The 12,885-nt window shown below is 71.1% G+C and carries 11 protein-coding genes; 6 read left to right on the top strand and 5 right to left on the bottom strand.

The window, feature by feature from the left end:
- Together AC07FT_RS24635 and AC07FT_RS24630 are read left to right on the top strand one after the other, a co-directional pair.
- Positions 1-2,044: RHS repeat-associated core domain-containing protein (locus AC07FT_RS24635; protein ID WP_479178127.1), on the top strand; the 2,044-nt coding region annotated here is incomplete at its 5' end.
- Positions 2,032-2,490 carry a hypothetical protein gene (locus tag AC07FT_RS24630; protein ID WP_479178126.1) on the top strand — a complete coding sequence of 153 codons (459 nt, stop codon included), beginning with the start codon at positions 2,032-2,034 and terminating at the stop codon, positions 2,488-2,490. The genes AC07FT_RS24635 and AC07FT_RS24630, both read left to right, overlap by 13 nt.
- 56 nt (positions 2,491-2,546) lie before the next feature.
- On the opposite strand, the gene AC07FT_RS24625 is transcribed toward AC07FT_RS24630, so the two are convergent.
- A complete protein-coding gene (locus AC07FT_RS24625) occupies positions 2,547-5,381 on the bottom strand; it encodes an FAD-binding and (Fe-S)-binding domain-containing protein (RefSeq protein ID WP_479178125.1) in 2,835 nt (944 codons plus the stop codon).
- Positions 5,382-5,604: 223 nt separating this feature from the next.
- On the opposite strand from AC07FT_RS24625, the gene serC reads away from it, so the two are divergent.
- Positions 5,605-6,723: a phosphoserine transaminase gene (serC, locus tag AC07FT_RS24620; protein WP_471203510.1), complete on the top strand. Its 1,119-nt coding sequence runs from the start codon at positions 5,605-5,607 to the stop codon at positions 6,721-6,723.
- Positions 6,724-6,801: 78 nt separating this feature from the next.
- Here serC and AC07FT_RS24615 read toward each other — a convergent pair whose 3' ends face one another.
- On the bottom strand, positions 6,802-7,803 hold the full coding sequence (locus AC07FT_RS24615) for an SdiA-regulated/phytase-like domain-containing protein (RefSeq protein ID WP_479178124.1): 1,002 nt from the start codon (positions 7,801-7,803) through the stop codon (positions 6,802-6,804).
- A 261-nt stretch (positions 7,804-8,064) separates the two neighbouring features.
- Between AC07FT_RS24615 and AC07FT_RS24610 the strand changes: the two genes are divergently transcribed.
- A complete protein-coding gene (locus AC07FT_RS24610; protein ID WP_471203513.1) occupies positions 8,065-8,607 on the top strand; it encodes a hypothetical protein in 543 nt (180 codons plus the stop codon).
- A 227-nt stretch (positions 8,608-8,834) separates the two neighbouring features.
- Positions 8,835-9,830, top strand: a complete 996-nt coding sequence (locus AC07FT_RS24605; protein WP_479178123.1) for an aldo/keto reductase — start codon at positions 8,835-8,837, stop codon at positions 9,828-9,830.
- A 151-nt stretch (positions 9,831-9,981) separates the two neighbouring features.
- Here the strand turns inward: AC07FT_RS24605 and thpR are convergent, their stop codons facing one another.
- The 3 genes from thpR to AC07FT_RS24590 form a co-directional block, all read right to left on the bottom strand.
- Positions 9,982-10,545 carry an RNA 2',3'-cyclic phosphodiesterase gene (gene thpR, locus AC07FT_RS24600; RefSeq protein ID WP_479178122.1) on the bottom strand — a complete coding sequence of 188 codons (564 nt, stop codon included), beginning with the start codon at positions 10,543-10,545 and terminating at the stop codon, positions 9,982-9,984.
- Positions 10,546-10,663: 118 nt separating this feature from the next.
- Positions 10,664-12,037, bottom strand: a complete 1,374-nt coding sequence (locus AC07FT_RS24595) for an MFS transporter (RefSeq protein ID WP_479178121.1) — start codon at positions 12,035-12,037, stop codon at positions 10,664-10,666.
- A gap of 29 nt (positions 12,038-12,066) precedes the next feature.
- Entirely contained in the window at positions 12,067-12,528 is a 462-nt protein-coding gene (locus AC07FT_RS24590) for a MarR family winged helix-turn-helix transcriptional regulator (protein ID WP_254752149.1), read from the bottom strand.
- 131 nt (positions 12,529-12,659) lie between these two features.
- On the opposite strand from AC07FT_RS24590, the gene AC07FT_RS24585 reads away from it, so the two are divergent.
- Entirely contained in the window at positions 12,660-12,845 is a 186-nt protein-coding gene (locus AC07FT_RS24585; RefSeq protein ID WP_254752147.1) for a BrnA antitoxin family protein, read from the top strand.
- Positions 12,846-12,885 lie beyond the last annotated feature (40 nt).

The raw sequence follows: 12,885 nt of genomic DNA, 5'->3' as shown, positions 1-12,885 counted from the left end.
CCACGGCTGGACCATCGAAGGCAGACCCGCCTGGCGCGAAACCCCCGACGGCGCCCGGGAAACGTGGCAATGGGACACCGAAGGCAACCTCGCCCGCCACACCGACGCCGCCGGACACACCACCACCCACACCCACACCCACTTCGACCGCCCCGCCACCCGCACCGACCCCGACGGCGCGCACTACGCCTTCACCTACGACACCGAACTACGACTGACCACCGTCACCAACCCCCACGGCCACCAGTGGTCCTACGACTACGACCCAGCAGGCCGCCTGATCGCGGAGACCGACTTCAACGGCGCCACCCGCACCTACACCCACGACGCCGCGGGCCGCCTCACCACCCGCACCAACGCCCTCGGCCACACCCTCCACTACACCCTCAACCCCACCGGACAGGTGGTCAGCCAGCTCGACGAGACCACCGGCGCGGTGACGACGTACGCCTACGATGCCCGCGGCGCCCTGTGCCACGCGGCCAACGCGGACGCGGAGCTGACCCTGGAGCGCGATGCGGTGGGCCGTGTGCTCAGCGAGGCGGTCAACGGCCGACGATCCACCTACGGTTACGACGCGACCGGCAACCGCACCCACCGCACCACGCCCTCGGGCCTGACCTCCACCTGGACGTACGACACGAGGGGCCTGCCGACCACGCTCACCACGGCCGGGCGGACCCTCGCCTTCACGTACGACGCGGAAGGCCGTGAAACCCGGCGCACCGAGGGAGACATCACCCTGGCGCAGACCTGGGACACGGCGGGACGGCTGACGGCGCAGAGCGTCTCCGCCTCACCCCAGGACGACCTGCTCCAGCACCGCACCTACGCCTACCGCCCCGACGGCTACGTCACCGAGATCCGCGAACTCACCACCGGCACACGGCATTTCACCCTGGACACCGTGGGCCGGGTCACGGGCGTCCAGGCACACGGCTGGACCGAGAAGTACGCCTACGACCCGGCCGGCAACCAGATCCACGCCACCGCACCGGAGCACCCGGAACCCGGTGAGCACACCTACCAGGGCACGCTCACCCGGCGGGCGGGCCGGACCGGCTACGAGCACGACGCGGCGGGCCGGCTGATCAGCAGGACCCGCAAGCTGCTCGACGGCCGGACGCTCACCTGGACCTACACCTGGGACGCGCAGGACCGCCTCGTCAAGGCGACCACTCCGCAGGGCGAGGAGTGGACGTACGCCTACGACCCGCTGGGCCGCCGTGTATCCAAGACCGGTCCGGACGGAACCGCCCTCACCTTCACCTGGGACAGCGACCGGCTGGCCGAACAGGCCGCGGCCGATGGCGCGACCTCCACCTGGGAGTACTCCCCCGGCACCCACCGCCCGCTGTCCCAGACCGATCAGGAGCTGGGCTCCACCCGCTTCCACACCGTCGTCACCGATGCCATCGGCACCCCCACCGAGCTGATCACCCCCGACGGCGACCTGGCCTGGCAGCACCGGACCACCCTGTGGGGCGCCCCGCTCCCCGCCCCGGCCGACGCCACCGCCTGCCCGCTCCGGTTCCCCGGTCAGTACGCCGACCCCGAAACGGGCCTGCACTACAACTACTTCCGCTACTACGACCCCGGGACCGCCCGTTACCTCACCCCGGACCCCCTCGGCCTCGACCCCGCGCCCAACCACCACGCCTACATCCCCAACCCGCACTCATGGGCCGACCCGCTGGGCCTCGCGGGGAACGGCAACAAGATGCCGCTCAACCTGGGTGAGGGCTACCGGGGAAGGCTCGACCCGGTCCCCGAAGGGCCGCGCGGCACCGATTTCGAAATCCATGTCTACGATAAGCGTGGACGAGAGGTCGGACTCTTCGGCAGCAACGGCTTCTTCAACAAGCACGGAACGAAGGCCGACGATGTCGTGGTGCCCCCGCGAGTGGAAGACGCGCTGAAGGGCACGGCCATCAAATTCATGCGCAAAGAGGGACGCCTCGGCGACAAGGGGACCGAAGACCTGTCCGGGGATAACTGGAAACGTCCGCGGCTGGCCGCGGAGGGAAACGGATGCAAGAAATGAAGTACGTCACGGTGGACTGGGACCCCGAGTTCTCGGGGTTCAACATCAACCCCGCCCCCTATCTGGAAGCCCTCCCCGACCTGCTCGCATCACTGCCTCCTGGCGCCCGCGGCTTCGCTTCCGCGGAGGGACATTACAGTTTCAGCAGCCTCACCTGCGTCAAGGATCTGCAACTCGCCGAGATCACCACTCCGGTGAACAAGGGCGATGCGCTGTCCATTCGGTTCGCGCCGAACGAGTGGAAGCACGAAGAGGGACTGCTGATCCGGTACTTCGGGGTCACCCGTTTCCAGCTCGACTTCAAGCGGGAGGCCGACTGGATGAGCGACGAGGCGGTGCTCATCGATGAAATCCTGCCGCGCGACGGCGGCTGCTCCCACGAGATCGAGCTGACCGATTCCCGTATCCACGTCGAATGCGAGGACCTGACGGCGATCTGGGGCTGAAGGACGCTCCGGCCCCGGGAGCGGCACGGCACCGCCGTGCCGCTCCCGTAACGCGGTCAGGACAGATGCTCGGCCAGCACCTCGGCGAGATGGCGGGACGGGCGGTCGGTGAGGTGGCCGAGCTGAGTGCGGCAGGAGAAGCCGTCCGCCAGCACCTCGGCGTCCTCCCCGGCGGCCCGCACCGAGGGCATCAGCTGCTCTTCGGCACAGCTCACCGAGATGTCGTAATGGCCCTTCTCGAAGCCGAAGTTGCCCGCCAGACCGCAGCAGCCACCGCTCAGCTCCCCGGCCAGCCCGGCCCGTTCGCGCAGCCGCCGTTCGGCCCCGTCGCCGAGGACGGCGTGCTGATGGCAGTGGGTCTGGCCGACGACCGGTCGGCCGACCACGGGGGGCGACCAGTCCGGGGCGTGGTCCTCCAGGGCCTGGGCGAAGGTGATGACGGAGTCGGCGAGCCGGGCGGCGCGCGGATCGGAGCCCAGGAGTTCGGGGAGGTCGGTGCGCAGGGCCGCGGTGCAGCTGGGTTCCAGGCCGACCACCGGCAGCCCGGCGTCCAGGGCCGGGGCCATCACGTCCAGGGTCCGGCGCATCACCGCGCGGGCGCGGTCGAGCTGACCGGTGGAGACCCAGGTCAGCCCGCAGCACACGGGCTTGGGCGGTACCACCACCCGTAGCCCGGCCGCCTCCAGTACGGCGACCGAGGCCCGGCCGACCGACGGGGACAGATAGTTGGTGAAGGTGTCCGGCCACAGCACCACCGTGCGGCTGCCGCTCCCGGACCGGACGGTGGCACGCGCCGCCGTCCGTGCCCGGTCGCGCCACCAGCGGGTGAAGGGCTCATGGGCCAGTTCGGGGATGTCGCGCTCCGGGGCGATCCCGCCCGCCCGCTTGGCCAGGGCGGCCAGCGGGGCCACACCCGACAGCGCGTTGGCCACCGGTGCCGCCCGCAGGGCGGCACCGGCCCGCAGCCACACCGGCAGCCAGCCCATCGCGTAGTGCGCGGCGGGCCGCACCCGCCCCTCGTAGTGGTGGTGCAGGAACTCCGCCTTGTAGGTGGCCATGTCCACCCCGACCGGGCAGTCGCTGCGGCAGCCCTTGCAGGACAGGCACAGGTCGAGCGCGTCATGCACCTCCTGGGAGCGCCAGCCGTCGCGCACCACCTCGCCCGCGAGCATCTCGTGCAGCAGCCGGGCGCGGCCGCGGGTGGAATGCCGCTCCTCGCCCGTCGCACGGTACGACGGGCACATCACACCCGCGCCGGACACCGACTCGTTGCGGCACTTGGCGACGCCGACGCAGCGCCGCACCGCGGCCGAGAAGTCGCCGCCGTCGTGCGGATAGCCGAACTCGACGTCGACCGGGCGGCGCGGCAGCGGGTCGAAGCGCAGATCCTGGTCGAGGCGGCGGGGGCGGGCGAGGACCCCGGGGTTGAGGCCGCCCGCCGGGTCCCACAGGTCCTTGAAGCGGTGGAAGAGCCCGACCATCTCCTCGCCGTACATCCGCGGCAGCAGTTCGGCGCGCGCCAGCCCGTCGCCGTGCTCGCCGGAGAGCGAACCGCCGTGGGTGACGACGAGGTCGGCGAGGTCGGTGGAGAAGTCGCGGAAGACCCGCACCCCGGCCTCGCTCAGCAGGTCGAAGTCGATCCGGACATGGATACAGCCGTCACCGAAGTGCCCGTACGGGGTGCCGCGCAAGCCGTGCTGCCGCAGCAGGCCGCGGAAGTCGCGCAGATACGGGCCGAGCCGGGCGGGCGGTACCGCGCAGTCCTCCCAGCCCGGCCACGCCTCACTGCCGTCGGGCATCCGGGTGGCGGTCCCCGAGGCGTCCTCGCGCACCCGCCACAGCGCGCGCTGCCCGGCCGGATCGGCCACCACGGTGTGGTCGGTGATGGCGTCCCCGGCGGCGCGGGCGATCTCCCCGGCGCGGGCGTACGCCTCCTCCCGCGATCCGCCGCCGGCCTCCACGAACAGCCAGGCACCGCCCTTGGGCAGCCCGGACGCCCCGGTCACCAGGTCGGCGGCCATGCCCTCGACGGTCAGCGGCCCGTACGGCAGCAGGGTGTGTGCGGCCTCGGCCGCCGCGCTCTCGTCGGAGTAGCCCAGCACGGCCAGCGCGCGGGCACGCGGCGCCTCGACCAGTCGGACGGTGGCCTCGGTCAGCACCCCGAGGGTGCCCTCGCTGCCGGTGAGGGCGCGGGCCACATCGGCGTTCTTCTCCGGCAGCAGTTCGTCCAGCGCGTAGCCGGAGATCCGGCGGGGCAGCTCGGGGAAGCCGGTGCGCAGCCGGGCCAGGTTCTCCCCGGCCAGCGCGCGCATCCCGTCGCGCAGCCGGGCGGGCAGCCCGTCCAGGCCTACGGCGGCGCGCACCCGCTCGCCGCCGTAGGTGAGGACGTCGAGTGCGTGCACATTGTCGGCGGTGGTGCCCCAGGCCACCGAATGGGAGCCGCAGGAGTTGTTGCCGATCATGCCGCCGAGGGTGCAGCGGCTGTGGGTGGAGGGATCGGGGCCGAAGGTCAGTCCGTGGGCGGAGGCGGCCGTGCGCAGATCGTCGAGGATCACCCCGGGCTGGACGACGGCGGTCCGCGCCTCCGGGTCGAGCGCGAGGATGCCGCGCATATGACGGGTGAAGTCCAGGACGACGCCGAGCCCGGTGGCCTGCCCGGCGATCGAGGTGCCGGCGCCGCGGGCGACGACCGGCACGCCCCGCTCCCGGCAGACGGCCAGCACCGCCGCCACATCGTCCGCGTCCCGTGGCGCGACCACCCCGGCGGGCACCCGCCGGTAGTTCGACGCGTCCATGGTCATCAGTGCCCGGCTCGCCGTGTCGAAGGAGACGTCCCCGTTGACGGCTCGCCGCAAAGCACGCTCCAGCTCGCCTGCCTCGTGATCAGCCATGCCCCCATGGTCCATGCCGGGGGCCGCGAAGAGAATGTTCAATTCCGATCGGATCCGGGTTCATTCGGGAAACGCCCCCGTGACCCGGCGCTCCCGGTGCCGACGGCACGCGGACGGGCACGTCAACGGGGTGTGGACACCGGCGTCAATAGCATGTGGACCGGTTGTCTCATCCGCTGGACTCCGGGCGGGGGCGCGGCCCCCGACGGACTAGGCTGCGGTCGTGGCTGAGATCCGGATTCCCGCTGACATCAAGCCCGCCGACGGTCGCTTCGGCTCGGGCCCCTCCAAGGTGCGCACCGAGGCGCTCAGCGCCCTGGCCGCCACCGGCGCCTCCCTCCTGGGCACCTCCCACCGCCAGCCCCCGGTCAAGAACCTGGTCGGCTCGGTGCGCGACGGGGTGCGTGAGCTGTTCCAGCTCCCCGAGGGGTACGAGGTCATCCTCGGCAACGGCGGCTCCACCGCGTTCTGGGACATCGCGACGCACGGTCTGATCGACTCGCGGTCCCAGCACCTGTCCTTCGGCGAGTTCTCCTCGAAGTTCGCCAAGGCCGCCAAGCTGGCACCGTGGCTGGAGGAGCCCAGCGTCATCTCCTCCGACCCCGGCACCCACCCGGAGGCCGTTGCCGAGGCCGGGGTGGACGTCTACGCCCTCACCCACAACGAGACCTCCACCGGTGTCGCCATGCCGGTCCGCCGGGTGGCCGGGGCCGACGAGGGCTCGCTGGTGCTGGTCGACGCGACCTCGGGCGCGGGCGGTCTGCCGGTCGACATCGCCGAGACCGACGTCTACTACTTCGCCCCGCAGAAGTCCTTCGCGGCCGACGGCGGGCTGTGGCTCGGCGTCTTCTCCCCCGCCGCGCTGGAGCGCGCCGCCCGGATCCACGGGTCCGGCCGCCATGTGCCGGAGTTCTTCTCGCTGCCGACCGCGATCGACAACTCGCTGAAGAACCAGACCTACAACACCCCGGCGCTGGCCACGCTCTTCCTGCTCAACGACCAGCTGGAGTGGATGAACGGCCAGGGCGGCCTGGACTGGGCGGTGCGGCGCACCGCGGCCTCCTCGCGCGCGCTGTACGGCTGGGCCGAGGAGTCCAAGTTCGCCACCCCCTTCGTGACCGACCCGGCCAAGCGCTCGCAGGTCGTCGGCACGATCGACTTCAACGAGGACATCGACGCCGCCGCGATCGCCAAGGCGCTGCGGGCCAACGGCATCGTGGACACCGACCCGTACCGCAAGCTGGGCCGCAACCAGCTGCGGGTGGCGATGTTCCCGGCGGTGGACCCGGCCGATGTCGAGGCGCTGACCGCCTGCGTGGACTACGTCATCGAGCAGCTCTGACCCACATCACGGGAAAGGGGTCCGCGGCCGCCGGAGCGGCCGCGGACCCCTTTCCCGTCGTCCCCTCGCCGTGACGGCTCAGCGGCGGCGGAACAGCCTGCGCGCCCCGAGGAAGAGCACCATCGCCCCGGCGAACGTCAGCGCGGCCTTCGTCAGCGTCAGACCGCTGTCCTTCTCCTCGCTCCCGGTGTGGCTGCCGCCCTTGCCGCCGCCGTCCTTCCGCTGTTCCTCGGCCGTGGCGTCCGGCAGCAGTTCCCCGTCCAGCGCCTCCGCGCTCACCCGGGAGTACCTGCCCTCGGTGCCGTACATCAGGGTGCCGCCGTCCCGGCTGAAGGTGACGGACTCGCCCTGCCGCTGGAGCGGCAGCCCCGGCTCCTCGTCGAGCTCCTGGGGCTTCCCGCCGCGCCAGCGGTACTCGGCGGCGGTGAAGTAGCCGCGCAGCACCAGCCTGCTGCCGTCGGGCGCGAAGGCCCCGTCGGTGACCTCCATGTCGATGGGCGCGATGCGGCGGAAGACGTTCACCCCGGAGGGCGAAAGGGTGTCCGGCCCCTGGTACAGCCCGCCGTCCTCCTCGCTCTTGCTGGCGATGTAGACCGTGCCGGTCTTCGGATGGACCATCATCGCCTCGGCGTTGCGCGGTCCGCCCTGGTACTTCACGGTGAACTGGGTGGCCTTCACCGACATGTCGCGCAGCTTCTTCGGCTCGGGGAAGCGGTAGATCCACACGTGGGACCACTGTCCGCCGAGGTTGTCACCGATGTCGCCGACGTAGACATCGCCGTCCGGGCCGACCGAGACGGCCTCCACGTCCCGCGGTGAGCCGATCCCGCGCATCGCGATCCGCGCGACGGTCTTTCCCGTCCGGCTGTCGACCGCGTAGACGTAGGGCCCGTCCGAGCTGTCGTTGTGCGTCCAGTAGACGCCGGGGTGGGCGCGGCTCGCGGCGAGCCCGCTGGACTCGGCGATCCGGGAGTCCTTGATCTGGAACGACGACGGGGAGTCGTCGTCGGCCGCGGCGGGAGCGGCGGCGGGCAGGGCCACCAGTACGGCGGCACCGAGGAGAGACGGAAGCGGACGCATGGGCCCAAGCCTGCCATCCCGCGGGGGCGCGCAGGGCGGGGGAACCGGGCCCGCGGCCGGGGGCGGGGTTGACCGGGCATGACGCCGCATGTTCCGGGAAAGCGAAGGACACCATTCCCCCCGGAATTCCAAAGGAATTCCTGAACCGCAGATAATTTGATCTGATCCGGGGAACATTTCAGCGAAAATTTATCGGTCATTGACGGCATAGCGGGCGGTGGCATTGCATTAAAGAATGGGCCCGCCCTACGGTCTCTGCCCATGAGCGATTACAACCAGTCCTCTTATGCGCAAACCGCGCCGCCCGCATATCCGGGCACTCCGCAGAACGGTGGCGCGGCCGCGCCGTCCAAGAAGTTCGCGGTCCTCGGGATCGTCGGTTCCCTCGTCGCCCTGGTCGGCTCGCTGGTGAACTGGGTCGTCTCCAGCGAGGACATGAGCGACGGCGGCATCAAGGGGATGGACGGCGACGGCGTCATCACGCTGATCATCGCCCTGGTCGCGACCGTGCTCTTCCTCGTCACCCTGGCCCGTCAGAAGGCTCCGCTCTATCTCGGCGGCGGGCTGCTGGGCGCGGGCGCGGCGATCGTCGCCGCGATCAACATGGCGGACCCGGCGCGGCTGCTCGCCCAGAAGCTGGAGGACGAGGGCCTGCCCGCCGACGCCGCCGAGAAGGCCGCCGAGGACGGCGTGGACAAGTTCGACATCGTCGCGGGTCCTGGAATCTACATGGTTCTGGCCGGTGGTCTGCTGGCGCTCGCCATCGGCATCGTCGGATTCATGAAGTCCCGCAACAGCAACTGATTCACCTTCTATTCACACGTCCGCCACACCGGTTCGATACGGCGGAATCCGCAGGCCCGCATTTTGACCACACGGGGGGTCAAAACGCGGGCCCTCGGATTTTCCGGTCCGGAAGCCGCGCCGGAATTCCCTCCCCGTGCTCCGGCCCCTGGACCCCGGCGGTGCCCGGCCGTCGCCCCCACCCCGCCCCCTTGATTGGAGCGCACTCCAAGGGCTTGGCTGGCCTCATGAAGTACACGCAGCTCGGACGCACAGGTCTCAAGGTCAGCCGACTGGTCCTCGGCACCATGAACTTCGGCCCGCAGACCGACGAGGCGAACAGCCACTCGATCATGGACGCCGCGCACGAGGCGGGCATCAACTTCTTCGACACCGCCAACGTCTACGGCTGGGGCGAGAACAAGGGCCGCACCGAGGAGATCATCGGCAGCTGGTTCGCCCAGGGCGGCGGACGGCGCGAGAAGACCGTCCTCGCCACCAAGGTGTACGGGAACATGGGCACCGACAGCCCGGTCTGGCCCAACGACGACCTGCTCTCGGCCCTCAACATCCGCCGGGCCGTGGACGCCAGCCTCAAGCGGCTGCGCACCGACCACATCGATCTGTACCAGTTCCACCACGTGGACCGCGCCACCCCATGGGAAGAGATCTGGCAGGCGATGGACGTCCTGGTCCAGCAGGGCAAGATCCTCTACGTCGGCTCCTCCAACCACGCGGGCTGGGACATCGCCAAGGCCAACGAGACGGCGCGGCGCCGCGGTTCCTACGGTCTGGTCAGCGAACAGTGCCTGTACAACCTGGCCGAGCGCCGCGCCGAGATGGAGGTCATCCCGGCCGCGCGCGACTACGGCCTCGGAGTGATCCCCTGGTCGCCGCTGCACGGCGGGCTGCTGGGCGGCGCGATCCGCAAGGAGGCGGAGGGCGGTGCCTCCCGCAGCTCGTCCGGCCGCAGCGCCGACGCGCTGAACAGCACCGCGGTGCGCGGGCAGGTGCAGGCGTACGAGGACCTGCTCGACAAGCACGGTCTGGAGCCCGGTGAGACGGCGCTGGCCTGGCTGCTCACCCGGCCCGGGGTGACCGGCCCGATCGTCGGCCCCCGCACCGCCGACCAGCTGGCCTCGGCGGTCCGGGCGACGGAGCTGACGCTGGACGAGGAGCTGCTGCGCTCACTGGACGAGATCTTCCCCGGTCCCGGCCCCTCCCCCGAGGCCTTCGCCTGGTAGCCGCCCCCGGCGGCGGGCACGCGGCCGCGCGCGGCGGGGTCAGCCCCCGAGCGCGGCCGCCACGGCGACGACGAGGAGTATCAGCACCAGCGCGCCGCTCATGATCATGTTTCTGGTCTTCGGGTCCACACCCTGAGACTAGCCGGGCCGTTCAGCGGCCGAGCGGCCAGGCCGCCACCACCTCGTAGCGGGGGTGCCGGCCGGCCACCCCGGGGGTCGGCGGATGGCTGCGGACCAGGCTCAGTTCCCGCACCGGCCACACCCGGCCCGCGAAGTCGGCCAGCTCGGCGACATAGGGCGCGAGGCTGGTGGCGCCGCGGTTGCGGGCGATCGTCAGATGCGGGTGGTACGGGCGGTGCCGGTCCATCGGCACCCCGGCCCGGCGGGCCCCGGCCTCGGCGGAGTCGGCGAGCCCCTTCAGGGCCGCGCTGTCACCGTCCACCCCGACCCACACCACCCGGTCCGCGAACCGTCCGCCGCCCGCGAGCCGCAGCGTATGGGGTTCATGGCGGTGGGCGGCGCGGGCCAGCCGGGTGTGCAGCCCGGGCAGCACCTCCTCGTCCACCTCGCCGAAGAAGGCGAGGGTGAAGTGCCAGCCCGCCCGCTCGGTCCAGCGCAGCCCGTCGGCACCCGGCAGCGCGTGCAGCGCGTCCACCCGGGCGGCCAGCTCGACCATGGCCTCCTCGGGCGGCAGCACGGCGGCGAAGAGTCTCATCCGGCCAGTCTCGCGCACCAAGGCCGCCGGAAGGGCGGGCACCGCGAGGGGCATCTCGTGCCCCGGCAGGGCACACCGGGCGGGGAGGCTCCGCCCGCCGAGCGCGCGGCGGTCCGGCCTAGGCCGCCGGGGCCAGCCGGTCCTCCTCGGTGCGCGGGACGAAGACCACACGCGGATGGCCCCGCCGCAGATCCAGCTTCATCCGCAGACCACCGGCCCGGACCAGGATCAGCCCCACCCCGGCCGCCGCGGCGGCCGAGACCAGTCCGCCCGCGGCGAAGCCCACCCGGGCGCCGAAGGTATCCGTCAGCCAGCCGACCAGCGGGCCGCCGATGGGGGTGCCACCGACGAAGACCATCATGAACAGGCTCATCACCCGCCCCCGCATCGCGGGATCGGTCGCCAGCTGGACGCTGGAGTTCGCCGTGACGTTGAAGGTCAGGCTGAAGATGCCGATCGGCACCATCAGCGCGGCGAAGAGCCAGAAGACCGGGGTCACGGCCGCGGCCACCTCCAGCACGCCGAACATCAGCGCCGCCATGATCAGCAGCCGTCGCCGGGCCACCACCCGGCGGGCCGCCAGCAGCGCACCGGTCACCGAGCCGATCGCGATCAGCGTGTTGAGCAGGCCATACGTACCGGGTCCCGCATGGAAGACATCGTCGGCGAAGGCGCTGAGCCAGATCGGGAAGTTGAAGCCGAAGGTGCCGATGAAGCCGACGAGCACGATCGGCCAGATCAGATCGGGCCGACCGGCGACATAGCGCAGTCCCTCCCGCAGCTGGCCCTTGCCGCGCGGGGTTCGCTCGACGGTGTGCAGCTCACCGGTGCGCATCATCAGCAGACCGATCAGCGGGGCACCGAAGGACAGGCCGTTGATCAGGAACGCCCAGCCGCTGCCCACGGCGGTGATCAGCACACCGGCGATGGCCGGGCCGACCAGCCGGGCGGACTGGAAGTTCGCGGAGTTCAGACTGACCGCGTTGCGCAGCTCACCGGGGCCGACCATCTCGTTGACGAAGACCTGCCGGGTCGGGTTGTCGACGACGGTGACCATGCCGAGCAGGAACGCGATCAGGTAGACGTGCCAGACCTGCACATGGCCGCTGAGGGTGAGCGCGGCGAGCGCCAGACCGCACAGCCCCAGCGCGGTCTGGGTGAACAGCAGCAGCCGGCGGCGCGGACAGCGGTCGGCGATGACGCCGCCGTAGAGGCCGAACAGCAGCATCGGCAGGAACTGGAGCGCGGTGGTGATACCGACCGCGGTGGAGGAGCCGGTAAGGCTCAGCACCAGCCAGTCCTGGGCGATACGGGACATCCAGGTGCCGGTGTTGGATATCACGGCACCGGTGGCGAAGAGGCGGTAGTTGCGGACCTTCAGCGAGCGGAAGGTGCCGCCCTTGGCGCGTCCCGTCGCGGGGGCGCCGGAGGTGCGGGAGTCGGAGTGGGGGTGCGGTGCGGGTGCGGAGTCTGCTCCGGGTCCCGTACTCAAGGGGCTTCGCCTCCTGATGGCTCGGGTTCTTACAAGTGCGCGAGCTTCTCCAGCACGGGCGCGGCGGCACGCAGCGCGTCCCACTCCTCTTCGGACAGCTCTCCGACCAGCTCGGCCAGCCAGGCATTGCGCTTGCGCCGGCTCTCTTCGAGCATGGCCTCCGCCCGTTCGGTCTGCGAGACGACCTTCTGCCGCCGGTCCTCCGGATGCGGCTCCAGCCTGACCAGTCCCTTGGCCTCCAGCAGGGCCACGATGCGGGTCATCGACGGCGGCTGGACGTGCTCCTTGCGGGCCAGCTCACCGGGGGTGGCACTGCCGCACTGGGCGAGAGTGCCCAGCACCGACATCTCGGTGGGGCTGAGCGACTCGTCCACCCGCTGGTGCTTGAGCCGCCGGGACAGACGCATCACCCCGGACCGCAGGGCGTTCACGGCGCTCGCGTCGTCTGGCGGTGCCTCCGCCGAAGGCTGGAGACGGGACGGATCCGGCATGGTCTTTAGCGTAACTCATTACCTCGCCTAAGGAAACCCAGGGAATCCTTTCCCGAGAGTGTCACCCAAAAGAGTGAGATGACTCCGAAAAGTGACGCACAGTGGCTCGATAGGCGGCGACCCTGGGCCGCATGGGATCGAAGGTGCTCAGCCTGCGGATGGACGGTGAGCTGCTGGACCGGATCCGGCAGCACGCCGCGAAACGCGGAATGAGCGTCCAGGACTACGTCATCCGGACGCTCATTCGCGAGGACTTCGACGAGCGTTTCAAGACGTCCGTCGATGAGACGGAGCGCTTCTACGGCCAGGTCGGCTGACCCGGCCGCGCCCCGGCGGAAGGCCGGGGCACGCACTCCG

It is taken from the genome of Streptomyces sp. NPDC045899 (assembly GCF_056431485.1).
The sequence above is the reverse complement of the archived record's forward strand: the minus strand, read 5'-3'. Positions and strand labels throughout refer to the sequence as shown.

Bases quoted from the DNA above. Each gene is read 5' to 3' on its own strand.
- AC07FT_RS24630 (WP_479178126.1), top strand. From the start codon at position 2,032: ATGCAAGAAATGAAGTACGTCACGGTGGACTGGGACCCCGAGTTCTCG.
- AC07FT_RS24610 (WP_471203513.1), top strand. From the start codon at position 8,065: ATGAGCGATTACAACCAGTCCTCTTATGCGCAAACCGCGCCGCCCGCA.
- thpR (WP_479178122.1), bottom strand. From the start codon at position 10,545: ATGAGACTCTTCGCCGCCGTGCTGCCGCCCGAGGAGGCCATGGTCGAG.
- AC07FT_RS24605 (WP_479178123.1), top strand. From the start codon at position 8,835: ATGAAGTACACGCAGCTCGGACGCACAGGTCTCAAGGTCAGCCGACTG.
- AC07FT_RS24625 (WP_479178125.1), bottom strand. From the start codon at position 5,381: ATGGCTGATCACGAGGCAGGCGAGCTGGAGCGTGCTTTGCGGCGAGCC.
- AC07FT_RS24585 (WP_254752147.1), top strand. From the start codon at position 12,660: ATGGGATCGAAGGTGCTCAGCCTGCGGATGGACGGTGAGCTGCTGGAC.
- AC07FT_RS24590 (WP_254752149.1), bottom strand. From the start codon at position 12,528: ATGCCGGATCCGTCCCGTCTCCAGCCTTCGGCGGAGGCACCGCCAGAC.
- AC07FT_RS24615 (WP_479178124.1), bottom strand. From the start codon at position 7,803: ATGCGTCCGCTTCCGTCTCTCCTCGGTGCCGCCGTACTGGTGGCCCTG.